The sequence below is a fragment of the Streptomyces sp. NPDC059010 genome, from assembly GCF_042740355.1.
Classification (GTDB): Bacteria; Actinomycetota; Actinomycetes; order Streptomycetales; family Streptomycetaceae; genus Streptomyces.
The window spans coordinates 70027-86164 of record NZ_JBHYJA010000033.1 but is presented as its reverse complement, the minus strand read 5'-3'; the positions used below and the strand labels follow the sequence as shown (position 1 = coordinate 86164).

General features: G+C 71.9%; 10 protein-coding genes. 6 read left to right on the top strand and 4 right to left on the bottom strand.

Going from position 1 to position 16138, the window contains the following annotated elements; genetic code table 11:
- Positions 1-144: 144 nt before the first annotated feature.
- The 3 genes from ACFWYS_RS30975 to ACFWYS_RS30965 form a co-directional block, all read right to left on the bottom strand.
- Positions 145-819, bottom strand: coding sequence for an HNH endonuclease family protein (locus tag ACFWYS_RS30975; RefSeq protein ID WP_384775938.1), 675 nt, complete (start codon positions 817-819; stop codon positions 145-147).
- Positions 820-987: 168 nt separating this feature from the next.
- Positions 988-2277 (bottom strand): phosphatase PAP2 family protein, encoded by a 1290-nt coding sequence (locus ACFWYS_RS30970; protein WP_384775936.1) that lies wholly within the window; start codon positions 2275-2277, stop codon positions 988-990.
- Between the two features lie 187 nt (positions 2278-2464).
- Positions 2465-4114 (bottom strand): B12-binding domain-containing radical SAM protein, encoded by a 1650-nt coding sequence (locus tag ACFWYS_RS30965; RefSeq protein WP_384775934.1) that lies wholly within the window; start codon positions 4112-4114, stop codon positions 2465-2467.
- A gap of 211 nt (positions 4115-4325) precedes the next feature.
- Here ACFWYS_RS30965 and ACFWYS_RS30960 point away from each other — a divergent pair, with 211 nt between their 5' ends.
- The gene (locus ACFWYS_RS30960) at positions 4326-4997 is read left to right on the top strand and encodes a hypothetical protein (RefSeq protein ID WP_384775932.1); all 672 of its coding nucleotides are present in this window, start codon (positions 4326-4328) and stop codon (positions 4995-4997) included.
- Positions 4998-5022: 25 nt separating this feature from the next.
- Here ACFWYS_RS30960 and ACFWYS_RS30955 read toward each other — a convergent pair whose 3' ends face one another.
- Positions 5023-8325, bottom strand: a complete 3303-nt coding sequence (locus tag ACFWYS_RS30955) for a BTAD domain-containing putative transcriptional regulator (protein WP_384775930.1) — start codon at positions 8323-8325, stop codon at positions 5023-5025.
- A 584-nt stretch (positions 8326-8909) separates the two neighbouring features.
- Between ACFWYS_RS30955 and ACFWYS_RS30950 the strand changes: the two genes are divergently transcribed.
- The 5 genes from ACFWYS_RS30950 to ACFWYS_RS30930 all read left to right on the top strand — a co-directional run bounded on the left by ACFWYS_RS30950 (position 8910) and on the right by ACFWYS_RS30930 (position 15863).
- Complete coding sequence (locus ACFWYS_RS30950) at positions 8910-9692, top strand: Crp/Fnr family transcriptional regulator (protein WP_384775928.1); 783 nt, start codon at positions 8910-8912, stop codon at positions 9690-9692.
- Between the two features lie 307 nt (positions 9693-9999).
- Positions 10000-10872, top strand: coding sequence for a hypothetical protein (locus ACFWYS_RS30945; protein WP_384775926.1), 873 nt, complete (start codon positions 10000-10002; stop codon positions 10870-10872).
- A 5-nt stretch (positions 10873-10877) separates the two neighbouring features.
- A complete protein-coding gene (locus tag ACFWYS_RS30940; protein WP_384775925.1) occupies positions 10878-13592 on the top strand; it encodes a hypothetical protein in 2715 nt (904 codons plus the stop codon).
- Positions 13585-15315: a hypothetical protein gene (locus ACFWYS_RS30935; RefSeq protein ID WP_384775924.1), complete on the top strand. Its 1731-nt coding sequence runs from the start codon at positions 13585-13587 to the stop codon at positions 15313-15315. The genes ACFWYS_RS30940 and ACFWYS_RS30935 overlap by 8 nt, the downstream gene beginning before the upstream one ends.
- A complete protein-coding gene (locus tag ACFWYS_RS30930) occupies positions 15312-15863 on the top strand; it encodes a Pycsar system effector family protein (RefSeq protein ID WP_384775922.1) in 552 nt (183 codons plus the stop codon). The genes ACFWYS_RS30935 and ACFWYS_RS30930 overlap by 4 nt, the downstream gene beginning before the upstream one ends.
- Positions 15864-16138: the final 275 nt, after the last annotated feature.

The following is a 16138-nucleotide window of genomic DNA, read 5'->3' as shown; positions in this document are numbered from 1 at the left end:
CGGGGGGCGTGTCTTGTTTTACAGCCCCCGGTGATTCTACGCGGACCCCCCCCCCCCCGCCCCCCGGGCCCCGCTGCGCCGCCCCCCCCCGGGGGGGGGGGCCCCCCCTTCGACGTTGTCCGGGGCCGCATTCGCTGCCGCGTGCTACGGCGCTGGTTCGTACGTCACCGTCGTGCCGGCGCATGCCTCCGCGAGCTGGGTGAGGGTTTCCTGTTCGGGGGCGTCTGCCGTGAGGCCCCAGCGGAGTTTCGTCGCCGTCCACTCCGAGATGTAGCGGCACATGACGCCCGACGCCGTCGGGAGCCACTCGGCGGGGTCCTGGTCGGCCTTGCTGCGGTTCGACCCCGCGGAGACCGCGATCAGGGAGGTCACGGCGTCGAGGTCGTTGGCGTAGGACTCGCGTCGGGCTGACGTCCACTGGGAGGCGCCGGAGTCCCAGGCCTCGGCCAGCGGGACCATGTGGTCGACGTCCAGGGCGGAGGCGGAGGTTACCCATCTGGCGTCGTAGTACGACCACCAGCGGCCTCCGGAGAGCTTGCAGCCGGGGAGGATCTGCGGGGGGTCGACCGCTTCGTTGAGGAGCACCTCGGCCCGGGTGTTGCAGCCGTCGGTGGGGCGCTGGCCCGCGTTCCAGTGTTTGAAGCTCGTGCGCTGGTAGCCGGCCCGGGCCTCCGCGGCGAGCGGGAGGGACTGGACCGCGGCGGCCAGCGGGAGGGTGTACGCGGCGGCGCGGCCGTGGGCGTTGGCCGGGGTGGGTGCCGTGAGCGGCACGACCAGGAGGGCGGCCGCGAGGGCGGCTCGTCTGAGGTTCTTGATCACGCATCGCAGGGTTGACCGTGAGTACCTCGTTCGAGCGAGGCGACTCGAACTGGCGAGCCAAATGGATGCGTCGGTTCACCGGACAGGTGCGCTATTGATCACCCAATAGGGGGGCGTGAGAGAGACCTCACGAGAGAGGGCCCCGACCGGTTTCGGTCGGGGCCCTGCTCAGACGGCCAGCTCGGGTTGCGGTTGCTGTTCGCGGACCGCGAGCGCCTTCGGCTCCCACTGCTTCGTGGTGCGCATGAAGGCGACGATCACTGACGCCATCGCCAGGATGAGGAGAGGGCCGGACACCCACGGGTACTTCGCCATCTCCAGCGGCAGGAAGCGGGAGGACAGCAGCATCGCGGTGAAGATCGTCGCGCCGTATGCGACCAGCCGGACTCCCGTGCGGTCCCAGCCGTGTGCCTGGGTGCGCAGCGCCGCCTCGATCGTCACGACGAACACCACGCCGGCCACGATGTCCACGCCGTAGTGGTAGCCGAAGCCCAGCGTCGCGCCCAGCGTGGCGATCAGCCAGAACGTGCCTGCGAAGCGCACGATGCGGGGGCCCTGGCGGGAGTGGATGAAGATCGCGGTGGCCCAGGCCGTGTGGAGGCTGGGCATGCAGTTGCGCGGGGTGACCTCGTTGAACGGCATGTGCTGCGGGGCCAGCAGCTGGGGTGCCGTCTCCGGCCAGATGTCGGCCGTCGCCCAGTGGTCGCCGTCGGGGCCGAAGGCGAAGATCGGGCCGACCACCGGGAAGATCATGTAGATGCCCGGGCCGAGGAGGCCGATCATCAGGAAGGTGCGGACCAGGTGGTGGCTCGGGAAGCGGCCCTCGGTGGCGACGTTGCGCAGCTGGTAGAGCGAGATGATGACCGCGAACACGGCGAGTTGGACGTAGACGTAGTCGAGGATGTGGGCGCCGACCGGGCCGCTGGCCCTGACGAGCCGGCCCACCAGCCACGACGGGTTGCCCAGGGCGTGGTCGGCCGTCGCCACGTACTGGTCCAGCACCAGGGGGCGGGTCTTCGCCGTGATCAGCAGCCAGGCGTCGCCCGTCTTGCGGCCGGCGACCAGGAGGAGGGCCAGTCCTACGCCCTTCAGCAGCAGGACGCGTTCTGCGCCGGTGCGGCGGGTGACGGCTATGACCGCACAGCCGAGTACGACCCACAGCGCGCCGTTTCCGAACGGGTGGTGGTGCTCGGTCACCTTGATGTCGAGTGCCCATCGCAGCACCAGGAAGATGACGTCGATGCCTATCGCGGTGGCGGCCGCTATCGCGCGTTGGCGCCAGGTGAGGACCACCATCATCAACGCCATGCTGGCGTAGAGCAGGAAGCCGGACTTCGGCGGGAACATCACCTCGCTCGCCTGGTTGGTGATCGGCCCCGGCACGCCGTAGCGACGTGCGGTGATCTCCAGGGCTATGAGGAAGCCGAGGGTCACCGCGGCCGCCGCGGCCCACAGCATCGTCCGTGGTTGACGCCACGCGTTGGAGGCGGTGCTGCATCTTATTCGCGAAATCAACCGCGATGCACTAGATATCAATTGTTTGGCCGTTTTGTAGGTGTTGGGGGTATAGGTCGTCGATCCGTCGCTCTTTGCGCCAGGTAGCAGAGTTTTCGCTGATCGTTAATGAGTTCGACCGGTTATGTTGTCACACCATGTCTGACGTGACTCCATGGCCTGTGAGTTGCCTGAGTACGCCGGCTCGTTTCGTGGCCGCCGTCGCCGGGTTCGGGAAGTCGGCGCTCGCCATGCCCAGTCGGTCCACCAGCTTCTCGATGACCGAGTTCTCCGTGACGGAGCGGTCGGGCAGCAGCGGCAGCTCGTAGTCGCGCTGCCATGTGCGCTGGATGGCACGGTCGTTCTTCCAGCGGACCTCGCGCAGGGTCTCCAGCTGGAGCCGGCGGGCCGTGGTGCTGTCCATGCCCGTGTGCGACCAGTGCTCGGCGTCGCCGTCCGGGTCGTGGACCCGCAGATCGAAGCGTTCCGCGTCCTGCCAGACCGGCATCGTCTCGTCGTTGAGCATGAAGACGTAGAGGGCGAAGGGACCCGCGTACTCGTCGACCAGGAAGGCCTTCGTGTCCTCGAAGAGCTCCGGGCTCTCGCCGGGGTAGCCGACGATGAAGGACACGAAGTAGTGGAGGGGGCTGCGGGAGAGCAGTTCGAAGGCGGTGCGGTTGGCTCGGGCCTTCACCTTCTTGTTCATGTACGTCAGCGTCGTGTCGTTCATAGACTCGAAGCCGATGGCCAGCGCACGGCAATGGGCCTCCTCCAGCGCGTCCACGACCGCCCGGTCACGGAGGGAGTTGGCCCGGGTGTACGCCTCCCAGGCGACGCCCTCCTTCGCGAGCAGGGGTAACAGGGTCCGCAGGCGGGTGGGCGGCACCGTGAACGTGGAGTCCAGGGCCTTGATGTACTGCGCGCCGTGCTCGTCGCGGTAGCGGGCGAAGTCGCCGGCGATCTTCTCCGCCGACTTGTAGCGCCACTTCGGGGAGGCGGCGGGGAACGAGCAGTACTTGCAGGTGAAGGGGCAGCCGCGCATCGACTCGTACGGGATGACGGGGAACCTTCCCGAGGGGGCGGGCGAGGGCAGCGCCTCCAGGTCGGCGTAGTGGATGCCGGTCAGACGGATGCGGCCGGTGTCCTGGTCGCGCCAGACCAGGTTGGGGATGCCGGCCACCGGCTCGCCCCGGCGCAGGGCGTCGAGCAGGGGCGGCAGGGCGGGTTCGGCGTCACCCCGGACGACGTACCGGACGAACGGGTGGGCGTCCAGGATCTGCTGGAACTTCAGGTTGCTGTACTGGCCGCCGAGGACGAGGACCGCCGTCGGGAAGCGCTCCTCGACCCAGGTGATCGCCCTGGCCATCGTGGCCCGGTCCCAGATGAACGTGGTCGACAGCAGGACCACGTCGTAGGGGCCGGAGGGCTCGGCGAGGGGGCCGCTCCCGGCGCCGTTCCAGATGGCCTCGGTCGGGTGGACGTCGTGGTCGATGCCCGCGGCCTCCAGGATGGCGCGGACGGTGAACGTGGTGAGGTGCGGCGCGGTCGCCGTCTCGTCTTCCTTCTCGACGTGCTGGAGCCGGACCGAGGAGACCGCGCGGATCCCGCTCGCCGCCCCGCGCGGCCGGAGCAGGGGCAGGCGGCCGCCGTTCACCTCGGCGTGGAGGGTGGTGAGTTCGGCGATCTCCCCGGCCCGGTCCGGGAATCCGCCGGGGGCGGCCAGAGCCTCGAAGGTGGAGCCGGCCAGGAGTGAGTGGTTGGGGTACTCGGGCCCGAGCCCTGAGATCAGGAGAACGTTCATGCTTTTACGGTGCGCCCGGGCCGAATTGAGCAGAAGCGAAAGGAGGCAAAACAACGGCAACCGTATCCCCAAGATATTTAACGTTCACCAAAAGGGAATTGGGGCATTCCGTTGGCCGACCCGTGGCGTGTCTTGTCCTGAGTACGCGTACTCAGATCTCGTCCGTGCAACCACCCATACGCGCCGTCGGGCCGGGTGGCAGACTCGCCCCATGGCCCCCTCAACTTCCGCACGTCGCAGGTCACTTGCCGGTGCCGGTCTCGTGCTGGCCGCCGCCCTGACCCTCACCGCCTGCGGTCAGGAGCGCGCAGTGGACACGGCGGCCGGGGGTGGGGCCGGGGACGGAGCCACGCCCAGCACGTCGCCCAGCACGTCGGCCAGCACGTCGCCCAGCACTTCGGCCAATGCTTCAGCCAGTGCGTCGCCCACGGCGCCGGGGGCCTCCCCGTACGTGGAGCCGGGAGCCGGTGACGGTGCCCCGCACTACAACGAGAACAACGCCTACCGGCAGTCCGGCGAGATGTCTCCCGAGCATGCGAAGGACGCCGAGCGGGAGGCCCAGCGCATCCGGCCGGTGCTCAAGCGGCTCTGGGAGCAGGGGAAGTGGGACCCCTCGGCGGTGCGTGCGGCGCTGCTGCGGCTCGGGTACGAGGAGGAGCGCGTCACGAAGGGCGGCAAGCTGCTCGGGGGGACGCTCACCGTGCAGGAGATGTTCTCGCGCTACCAGGACGGCAAGTACGTCACGCCCGAGGGTGCGATGGTCGGCCTGCGTGTGCACCAGGACGCCTGTGTCACGGCGTTCGTGCAGAAGTCCAACTACGGCGTCGCGGCCAACGGGCCCTACCCGGAGACCGGCTGCTTCGAGCCGCCCTACGGTCACTGAGCCGGATGGCCGCCGAGCTGGGCGGTCACTGCTCCGGGGGCACGCCGACCTCCGCGAAGACGGCCTGTGCCTGTTGCCTCATGAGGGCCGCTGCCGCCGGGTCCTGGCCGTTGTTCCGGAGGGCGCGGCCGAGGGTCAGCAGGGTGCGGGCCTCGCCGAGGCGGTGACCGGTGTGGCGGTGGCTGGACAGGGCCTGCCGGCCCAGTTCCACGGCCTTGGCGTGGGCCCCCTCCGAATCCGCCGCCGCGCACAGGACGGTCAGCGCCTGCCCCTCCACCACCCCGAACGAGTGATCGCGCGCCAGGCCGAGCGCCTCCTCGGCATGGCCGCGGGCCTCGTCGTGGCGGCCCAGGTGCTGGTACGTCAGGGAGAGGCCCAGCAGGCTGTCCGCCTCGGTGCGTCGGTGTCTCACCTCGCGGGCCAGGGCGAGGGCCTGACCGTGCGTCCGGAGGGACCGGTCGGCGTGCGCGCTCGCTCGGTGGGCGGCGGCGACCGTGTTGAGGAGGGTCGCCTGAATCCAGGGTCGTCCCGAGGATCTGACCATGTCCAGGGCACGTTCGGCCTGGATCAGCGCCTCGTCGTACCGGCCGAGGTCGACATGGATCTTCGCCACCGCGTCCAGCATCATGGCGCGGCCGTTGCGGTATCCGCTTCGCTCGTCGGCCGCCGCCTGCGGACCGAGGATGTCGAGGCCGTCCGCCAGACGGCCGAGCTCCCAGTACACGGAGCCCAGAATCTGCAGCGCCAGGCTGTCGTCGAACCATCCGGCCCCTTCGTTGCGGCGGATGGCCAGTTCGAGGTGGCCGGCGGCCTCGTGCAGACGGCCCAGATCCCGGCAGGTCATGCCCAGGATGATCAACCCGAACGTTTCGGCGTAGTCGATCCCGGCCTCACGGTTGATCCGGAGGCCGTCGGTGGCGTGCTCGTACGCGCTGTCGAGGCGTCCCATGCTCCATTCCGCGCCGCCCGCGCCACCGAGCCCCGCCAAGTGGCCTGCCGCCCAGCCGAGCTCCCGGCTGATCTCCTGGGCGCGTGCGTGATGATGCATGGACTGCCTCATATGCCCCCTGTCCCACCGGACCACTCCGAGGTGGTGGTGCATGGCCGCCTGGCCGAACCGGTCGTCCTCGGCCTCGGCCGCGTCCAGCACCGTCTGCGCGGTGGCCTGCCACGTGGCTCGCGGCAGGTGCAGCCAGAAGTAGCCGAACAGCCCCGACAGCAGGTACCAGGCGACGGGACGGGGACCGTGGCGGGCCGCGTGGTGGATGACGGCGAGCAGGTTCGTCTGCTCCGCACGCAGCCACTGGGCGGCCGTGGCGGCGGACGGCATGCCTCGCCGGTCACCGCGGTCGAGCGGGCCCGGCAGCTTGGGGAAGAGCCCGGTCCCCGCGGTGGTGCGAGCGGCGTGCAGGTACCAGAGCATGAGTCGTTCCTGTGCGGCGTCCCGGTCCGCTGCCGTGTCCTCGGCCCGCGCGCGTTCCTGCGCGTACTCACGGAGGAGATCGTGGAACCGGTACCGGCCCGCCGTCGCCGGTTCGATCAGATGGGCCGCGGCCAAGGCACCGATCAGCCGACGGGCCTGCTGCAACGGCACGTCCGCGAGGGCCGCCGCCGCCTCGACGGTGAACTCCAGGCCGGGGAACAGCCCCAGCAGCCGGAACAGTCGCCGGGCCGCCGGGGACAGAACGCCGTACGACGCCGAGAACGCCGTACGCAACGGAGCGCCGTCGGTGTCGTCCGGTGCCAGGGCCGCCAGGCGGTCGCCCTCCGTCATCTCGGCGACCAGGTCGGACAGGCGCAGGCCCGGGTCGCCCGCCAGTCGGGCGGCGGCGAGGCGCAGGGCCAGCGGGAGGCTGCCGCACAGCCGGATCAGGTCGTCGGCCACCGCCGGGGGTTCCGCGGAGAGGCGGTCCGCGCCGAGTGCCTCGCTCAGCAGGGCGCGGGCCTCGGCCGGGAGGAGGAGGTCCAGGGGCAGGGCGTGTGCCCCGTCGCGGGCCACCAGGTCGCCGAGGCGGTTGCGGCTGGTGACGACGACACAGCAGGACGGGCTGCCCGGCAGCAGCGGGCGTACCTGCTCCGCCGACGCCGCGTTGTCCAGCAGGACGAGCAGGCGCCGGTCGGCCAGCAGGGTGCGGTACAGGCGGCCCTGGGCCTCGGCGTTCAGCGGGATCTCCGACGCCGGCAGGCCCAGGCTGCGCAGCAGCAGCTCCAGGGCTTCGCCGGGTCCCAGCGGGGGGCGGTCGTGGTCGAAGCCGTGCAGGTTGACGTACAGCTGGCCGTCGGGGAAGCGGGCGCGTACCCGGTGGGCCCAGTGCACCGCCAGCGCGGTCTTGCCGATGCCGGCGGCGCCGCCTATCGCGGAGATGACGACCGTGCTCGGCGGGGCGGGCCGCGCCTCTCCCTGCCGCGCCTCTCCCTGCCCCCGCCCCTGCTCGGGCGGCAACAGTCCGTGCAGGCGGGCCAGTTCATCCGTGCGGCCCGCGAAACCGGGGGTGTCGTGGGGCAGTTCGGCCGGGACCGGGGGTGTGCTGTCGGCGTCCGGACTCACACGCCGGTTCGCGGGTGCCGGGGCGGCCGCCGCCGGGTCGTTGTCGAGGATGAGGTGGTAGAGGGTCTGCAGGTCGGGGGCCGGGTCCACGCCCAGGTCCTCGGCGAGGCGCTTGCGGATGCCGTCGTAGTGGAGGAGGGCCTCGGCCTGTAAGCCGCAGCGGTACAGGGCGGTCAGCAGTTGCCCGGCCATTCGTTCGTCGAGGGGGTGGGCGGCGGCGAGTTCGCGCAGCCGGGGGAGGATCTCCGCGTGCCGGCCCCTGCGCAACTGCACCTCGTGCAGCTGGAGCAGGGTGACCACGCGCTCGCTCTCCAGCCGGTCGCGGGTCGTCTGCGCCCAGGCTCCCGTCAAGCCCGTCAGAGGGTCGCCGTGCCACAACTCCAGGGCGTCCAGCAGGAGTTCGGCCGTACGGTCGTCGTCGGCGGCCTCCTGTGCGCGGGCCCGCCCGACCAGCTCACGGAAGCGGTGGAGATCCACTCGCTCGGTGGGGGTCCGCAGCGTGTAGCCGCCCTGGGTGCGGTCCAGTCGTACACCTGTCGCCGCCGCCGTGTCCGCCTGCCGCAGTGCGGTCTTCAGGCGGCCCACATAGCCGTAGATCACGTTGCGCACCGAGGCCGGCGGGTCGTCGCCCCACACCCGGTCGATGAGGGTCTCGATCGGTACGACACGGTTGGCCTCCATGAGGAGGACGGCCAGCACACACCTCTGGCGGGGCCGGCCGAGGTCGATCTCCTCGTCGTCCGCCCATGCCTGCACCGGCCCCAGCAACCGGAACTCCACCGGCCCGCCCTTCCGCAACAGCCCGTGCCCTGCCCGCCCGTGCCTTCAGAGGGGCATGGTCCATGGCGCACGACCTGCGCGTACAGGTTTCCTCAACATTCCCTCGGGTCCTCCTCGGAAAGCTGACGCTGTCACAGGGGGCAGGCGCTGCCCTCCCTCGATCGCGATCACGGAGGGCAGCCCTGAACGTCTCCCGTTCGCCTCACCCCCCGGCCACCGCCCGGCTCACCGTCCCCTCACCCCGCCACCACCTCTCCATCACCACCGCCACAGCTCAAACCCGAGTTTCCGCCAACTCCCCATCGGCTGACCGAATCCCGTCGGCGATACGACCTTCTGTTCGAGCTCTGTGTCTGACCTCACAGTCGTCGCTTCGAGCGCGCGTACGGCGCACGGAGCCAGTGGTGGGAGCCGATGGGCGAGGTGCCACCGGCATACGCGACGACAGGGCGACCAACCTGGCATTCCGCAACTACCGGCCAGTACCCCTGGTATGGCGCAATCCGCTCGGCCCGAATCTTCTCCCTGCCACCATCAACACCCATCGAAAATCCAGGCGTCCGGACTGCGGCGGGGGGCCGGCCATGGGGCTGCTCGGAAATGAGCTGGCTTTCGCGCACACGCTGACTCCCCAGGAGCACGAGAGCGTGATGGCCCTCGGCAACCGGAAGAGCTACCCGGCCGATGCCCATCTCCTCACGGAGGGTGACCGGTCCAGTCACGTCGTGATCATAATCCGGGGGTGGGTGACCGTGTCCGTGGCGACGGATCGTGGGGCCACCCGGCTGATACTCGGCCTGCGCGGCCCGGGTGAACTGCTCGGTGAGATGGCCGCGCTGGATCCGCATCCGCGCAGCGCCACCGTGCGCGCGCTGGGTCCGATAGAGGCCCAGGTGATATCCGGGGACGCGTTCCGTCGCTTCCTCGCCCTGCACCCCCGGGTCAGCGGACTGGTGATACGCCAGCTCACCTCCCGGCTCCGCAGCGCCGACCAGGAGCGGTCCGCGCTCGCCTCGCTCACCGTGCTCCAGCGGCTGGCCGGCCGGCTCATCGAGCTGTCGGGAATCGATCCCTCCGGCCCCTACGCCCCCTCAGCGGCCGGCCCTTCTAGCGGCCCCGCCGCCCCGGGCCCCGCCTCCTCGGGCCACCCCGCCCACGGCCACCCCGCCGCACGCGCCGCCGCCTCCGGCCCCGTCGTCCACCTGGCCCAGGACGAGCTGGCCGCCACGATCGGGGCCACCCGCGAAGCCGTGGCCAAGGCACTGCGGCTGCTGCGCGCCCAGAACATCGTGCGCACCGGCAACCGGATGGTGGAGATCCTCGACCCCGCGCTGCTCGCCCTTCTCGGGGACGGTCATGAGGAGTAGCCAGTAGCCCCAGGAGCAAACCCAAGCCCCGCCGTGTGTAAACGGCTACAGACGCCTCTCGTCCGGAGCCCGACCCTGAGGGGACGGACCACCTCCCGCGGACCGCCGCCACCGCACACCACCGCCCTGGCCGGCCCACCTCCGCGACAGCACCGCCCCATTCCTCGGCACCACGCACCACTACTCCGGCACCACGCAGCACCGTTTCCGCACCACGAACCACCACGAACAACCATGAACACCGCGAACCACCACGTCCGCAGCACGAACCACCTCTTCCGCACGACAGAACACGCAGGGGGCACGGGTGAACCACGACGCTCTGGAACTCACCGAAGCGCACTACGAGTTGGTGATCAGCGTCGACGCCAGACGTTCCGGCGCGTACGACGACGTCGACAAGCCGCGTATGCGCGCCCGGATCTACCGGGTGCTGGAGACGGCCTTCACACACGCCAAGGTGGCGCGGGACGCCGTCCACATGGAGGACCGCGGCGACGGCGTGCTGCTGGCGGTCGCGGGACGGATCGCGGTGAGCCGGCTGCTCGGCCTGTGGATGGTCGAGGTGCACGAGAAGCTGCGGGACGAGAACCGTGATCTGGCCGTCCCGCTCGGACTGCGCATCGGCATGCACGTGGGCCCGGTCCGGCACGACGACCGGGGCATCAGCGGACGCGCCGTCGACCTCGCGTGCCGGCTGGCCGACTCCCCCGTCGCCCGGCGGCTCCTCGACGCCGAGAAGGCCGACCTGGTGCTGGTGACCTCCCAGTCGCTGTACGAGGACGTGGTCAACGGCGGCGGCAAGTTCATCGAGCCCGCGCACTACGCGCCGGCGCGGCTGGAGCTCAAGGAGGGCCCGGTCACCGCCTGGTTCCGGCTGCCCGGGCGGCCCGCTCCGGCGATCCCCGAGGCCGCGGCGGCATCGGAGTCGTCGTCCGCCGCCGGTCCGCCGCCTCCCGTCGACGACGACATATACGGCTACGACGGCCTCGACGACGAGCTGGACGACAACGACGAGTTCGAGGTCGTCGGGGACGGCATGTCCGGTCATCGGCCAGGTCAGAGCGGGATTCATTACAACGTCATCGGCGACATGTCCCATAACCACCACAACGAGTACCAGGGAGACGTGCACATCGGCCGGAAGTCCGGCCGCGACGCCGAGAAGGGGAGGGGCTGAGCCGGGTGAGCGACGACGAGCAGGCGGGCGGCGCGAGCGACGACGCCCCCGAGGAGCCGAGCGGGGGACGGTCGTCCGACGACGGCAAGAAGTCCGGGGACGACAGGAAGGCCGACCGGAAGGGCGACCGGCGCGCCGACAGGAAGAGCGACCGGAAGGCCGGGGACGGCAGGAAGCAGGACCGGGACGACCGGGACGAGGACGACCGGAACCGGGACAGGGACAGGGACGACGAGGACGGCTCCGACGACGAGAAGTCCGCCGAGGACGAGGAGGCGGAGAAGGAACGGGAACGGGAACGCGAGCGCGCCGCCGGGCGGTTCAAGGCGTACACCCGCGATCCCCTCGCCGAGGACGAGGGCGAGGACGGGCCCACCGATCTCGCCGCCGCCGCGCGCACCCGCCGGGCCACCCGGCTGCTGTTCGACGTCGGCGGGGACCTCACCCGCTTCGACCGCTCCTACTTCAACCGCGCCCACATCGGCGACAACATCAACCTGCTGCTGGGCGCCCGCCGCCCCGGCGCGGGCATGCGCAGCGGGCCCGTCCCGGAGGAGGAGCTGCGCAGGCTGCGCCGGGCGCATGTGCCGCCCGAGGGGTACGTACGGCTGCGCAACGCGCTGCGCGCCCGGCGCCTGCTGGTGCTCGGCGCCGCGCCCGGCACGGGACGGACGAGTACGGCGCTGTCGCTGCTGGACGAGGTCACCACCGCCGAGGCGGACGGCGCCGAAGCGGAGCCCGTTACGAGGGTTCGCCGGGTCGACTCGGACGGCGGGGTCGGCGGGGTACGGCAGTTGGCGGAGACGCTCGACGGCGAGGGCGGTCAGGCCTGGCGCGGCACCGGTCATCTGCTGGAGCTGTCCCTCGACCGGCCCGACGCCCGGCCCCCGGACGAGATGGACCTCGACGAGTTCGCCGCGGCCCTGGCCCGCCGCGAGGCCTTCGCGGTGATCGTCGTCACCGTCGGCTCGGCGGCGAACCCGCTGCTCGCCGGGCGGTACGGCATGCTCTGCCCGCCCGCGCCCACCGACGAACTGCTCGCCACCCGGCTGCGCGAGCGGCTGGAGGAACGTACCGCCGAGGCCCACGAGGACGACACGCCCCTGGACGAGCTGCTGGCCCGCGCGGAGGACCTCGCGAGCCGCGGGGAGGTCGAGGACGCGGTCGGGCTGAAGGATCTGCGGCCCGCCGAGGCCGAGTTGCTGGCCTCGCTGCTGGCCGGGCATGTGCTGGACGACATCTCCTACGACGATCTGCTCTCCGGCTGCCGTAGCATCGCCGCCGAGCAGGCCCAGGAGTGGTTCGCCGGAGTGGACCGGGCGCTGACCGCGCCGCCGGCCGACCCGGAGCGGCCGGACCGGGCCCGGGCGCGCTCGGGCACGGCGACCCTGTTCCACCCGGTGGCGTTCCGGATCGCGCTGGCCGTGCTGGGCGGCGCCTCGCACAGCGCGGTGGCCGCCGCCGCCCATCTGCTGACCTGGGAACTGTCGGTGCAGTCCGACCCCGACAGCACCCCGGCCCGCCCGCTGTTCTGCGACGACCCGGACGCCGACGTGGCGCTCTCGCGGGCCGTACTCACCGACGGCAAGGTCGAGGTGGACGGGCACGACGTGCCGGCCCGGCTGGTCTGGTACCGGGGTTCCGCCCTGCCGTCCGCGGTGCTGACCGAGCTGTGGGACCGGCACTTCCCGGTGCGGGCGCCGATGGTGCGCTGGCTGCGGCTGCTGGCGGACGACCCGCGTCCCCAGGTGTGGATGCGTGCCGCGGTCGCCGCCGGGGAGCTGTGCGTACGGGACTTCGACCACGGTTACACCGAGCTGGTACGGCCGCTCGCCGAGGCGACCACCAACCGCCGGCTGATCTTCGCCGCCACCACGCTGGACCAGGCGGCCGGCCATGACTCGCACCGCAAGGCCGTGCACAAGCTGATCGGCGACTGGAGCAAGAAGGGCACCCCCACCCAGCGCTGGGCCGCCGCGTGGGCGCTGGGCTACGGCAACGCCGCGTCCTCGACGGACGACACCCTGGACGCACTGGCCCGGATCGGGGTCCGTGACGAGGGGGAACTGGTCCAGGTCGCCTCCCTCAACGTCGTACGACTGCTGGTGCTGCCGGACGCCGCCGAGGTGCTGGAGCGGATGGCCGAGTGGACGCACCACAAGCGGGAGCCGTACCAGGACCTGGGGCTCGCGGCGACCGTGCGGCTCGCCCGGACGCCGGTGGACGAGCTGCTGATGGACCCCGACTCGCTGCTGGACGACGCCGGCTCCCCGTGGGACGACCGCGGCGACTGGCCGGTGGCGCTCGCCCTCGCCGCCATCCGGCCCGAACTCGTCGACGCCATGGCCGACCTGATGTGGACGGCGCTGAACACGGCGCGGTCGAAGGACGTCGCGATGGACGCGCTGGAGGAGCTGCTGCGCTCCGCCGTGCGCAAGGACGGCGGCGAGGGGACCCGGCCGGGGCTGGCCGCGCTGCTGCCCGCGCTGGCGACGGAGGAGCACGACCGGCGGCGGCTGGACTGGCTGCTGCGCCGCATGATGAACGACCCCGAGAAGCCGCTCCCCGAGCCCGCGGCGCGCGAGCTGTGGTGGCTCGCCGTCGAGCCGGATCAGAGGCCGCGCCGGAGCGCACCGCAGCGGGACAGGACGCACCAGGCAAGGCCGCGCCAGGACAGGACGCGTCGGGACAGGGCGCGCGAGGAGGAGAGCTATGGCTGAGAACGAGGACGAGGCGGCCGGCGCGGGCGAGGCGGAGAGCACCGAGTCGACGGCGCCCGCGGGTCCGTTCCTGCGGGACTTCAACACGGTGGCGGACGGCTTTCCGCGGGTGAGCCCCAAGTCGGCGCTGGTGCAGTTCTACCGGAACGGCGGCTACACGGTGAAGCGGGCCTCCGGGGTCCAGCACGTCGACAAACCGGTGCTGGCCAGGACCCGCAGCATCTGCGAGATCGCGCTCGGCACCTATGTGGCCCCGCTCCAGATGGAGTTGCCGGCCGCCGGGGGCACGACCTTCTTCAAGGCCGAGGTGGACATCGAGTGGGCGGTGACCGACCCCCACCTGGCCGCCCTGGAAGTCGTCACCGACGTCGCGGGCCGGCTCACCTCCCCGGTCCTCGAACGGCTGCGTGAGGTCACCACCACCTACCGGGTGACCGAGGCCGAGCAGGCGAACCGTGCCATCACCCGCGAGTGCGCCGGGGGGCGCTGGGCCGACCTGGGCTCCGAACTCGGGCTGCGGGTACGGCTGTACGTCCGGCTGCGCGTCGACGACCGGACCATCGAACACGCCGACGAGGAGCGGGACGCGCACGCCCAGGCCAAGGTGATCCGGCTGCGGCAGGACTCGTACCGGCGCATGCTGCAGGGCGGGGAGCTGGAGCAGCTCAGCTTCATGCTGGCGGCCGACCCCGAGGGGGCCAAGGACTTCCTGGAGAAGATCCGCCAGGAGGGCAGGCAGGACGAGAAGGACCGGGTCGCCCGGCTGTTCGCCATGGCCGCGCGCGGCGAACTCGCCACGGTCGATGTGGAGACCCAGGTCCTCAACCTCCTCAACCAGGGCATGGGGCGGCCCATGGTGGGGCCCATCGGCACGGTGCCCGCGCGCCGGCCCCGGGAGCTGGAGGCGTCCGGCGACCGGCCGTTCAACCCGGACTGGGCCTCGGACGAACCGCCCAGGCGCCGGCCCCGCAGGCCCGACCCCTCCCGGGGCGAGCCCGACCGCCGGGGTGAGCCCGACCGCCGGGGAACCGCCCGACGGGGCCCCGACCGGGGAGAGCCGTACCCGGGAGACGACCCCGACTACGACGACCCGGCCCCTCGCCCCCGGCGCCGCGGCCCCCGCCCGGAGCCGTACCCGGCGGACGACCGCGCCGCCCATGACGACCGTGACCACGACGACCGCTCCGACCACGACGACCGCTCCGACCGCGACGACGACCGGCGCGGCCCCGTCCGGCGCCGGCCGCAACGGCCCGAGCCCTACTCCCCGCGCGACGACGCCGATTACGACGAACCGCGCACCCCGGCCCGGCAGCGGACCTACCGCCCGGAGCCCTACTCCCCGGCACCGGACCGGGACTACGGGCCCGACTACGGTCCCGACCACGGCCCCGACCACGACGAACGCCGCTCCCGCGACCGGCGTCCGGCCCAACGGGCGGAGCCCTATTACGCCGACGACGCCGACGACACGGGCTACGGCGACTACGACGACTACGGCGCACCCCGCGACGAAGGGCGCCGTCGGCCCCGTCGGCCGGAGCTCGGCCCGGCGGGACCGGTCCCGGACCACGACCCCGAGGATGAGCCGCGCCCCGGCGACCAGCCTCGGACCTACCGGCCGGAGCCCTACCACCCGTACGACGAGCGCGAGTGGGAGCGGCCACGGCGTCGCAGACGTGCCGCGGACGACGGCTGGTCCTGGGCGGAAGAGGACCGATGAGCGCCGACGGCGCGGCACGCAACTCCCCCGACCCGGTCATGCCTGTGCCGCACGGGGGTCGGCACTGCAGCGACCGGGCGGGGGAGCGCATCGCCGAGCGGCTGCTGGTCACCGTCCGGGAGGACCTCGGCCGGGCCGACTCCAAGGCGGCCGTGCTGCTCTCGGGGACGCTGGCGCTGCCCGCGTTCCTCGCCGGGTGGCGCGGCACCCCCGCCTGGGACGGGCTCGCGGACATGACGCTCGTCCTGTCCGGGGTGCTGTGGGCCGTCGCGGTGGCCGCGCTGGTCGCGGCGCTGATGCCGCGCACCGGCACGGTCCGCGGCGGGGACGGGGTGACGTACTTCGGTGATCTGGTGGCGTCCCACGATCTCGCGGGGCTGTCCGCCCGGGTCGTGGAGGCCGGGCGCGATCCGGCGAAGTGGCTGCTCGTGCAGGCCGTGGACGTCAGCTCGATCCTGTCCGCCAAGTACCGGGCCATCCGCTGGGGCGTGGGCTCGCTCGCCCCGTCGGCGGCGCTCGCCGTGGTCTGGGGGCTGACCTCGGGCTGATCCAGGACGGCGCCGATCCAGGAGGGCGCACGCGACACCGGCGTACCACCCCCGCACACGCCAACGCACCACCGCACCCGCCACCGGCGCGCACCAGGCACGACGCGGCGGCGTCACCACCTACACGCCACACGCACACGCCACACGACGAACGACGAACCAAAAGCCAAGAGCCAAGAACCAGAAGCACCCACCTCACGCACGCATCACGAATGTCGAAGACCAAGGGGACGGCCGTGGGAAGAGTCACGGGAAGACTGCAGACAGGAAGGACC

Coding starts and splice junctions, on each gene's coding strand:
- ACFWYS_RS30970 (WP_384775936.1), bottom strand. CDS start 2,277: ATGCTGTGGGCCGCGGCGGCCGCGGTGACCCTCGGCTTCCTCATAGCC.
- ACFWYS_RS30930 (WP_384775922.1), top strand. CDS start 15,312: ATGAGCGCCGACGGCGCGGCACGCAACTCCCCCGACCCGGTCATGCCT.
- ACFWYS_RS30965 (WP_384775934.1), bottom strand. CDS start 4,114: ATGAACGTTCTCCTGATCTCAGGGCTCGGGCCCGAGTACCCCAACCAC.
- ACFWYS_RS30960 (WP_384775932.1), top strand. CDS start 4,326: ATGGCCCCCTCAACTTCCGCACGTCGCAGGTCACTTGCCGGTGCCGGT.
- ACFWYS_RS30935 (WP_384775924.1), top strand. CDS start 13,585: ATGGCTGAGAACGAGGACGAGGCGGCCGGCGCGGGCGAGGCGGAGAGC.
- ACFWYS_RS30950 (WP_384775928.1), top strand. CDS start 8,910: ATGGGGCTGCTCGGAAATGAGCTGGCTTTCGCGCACACGCTGACTCCC.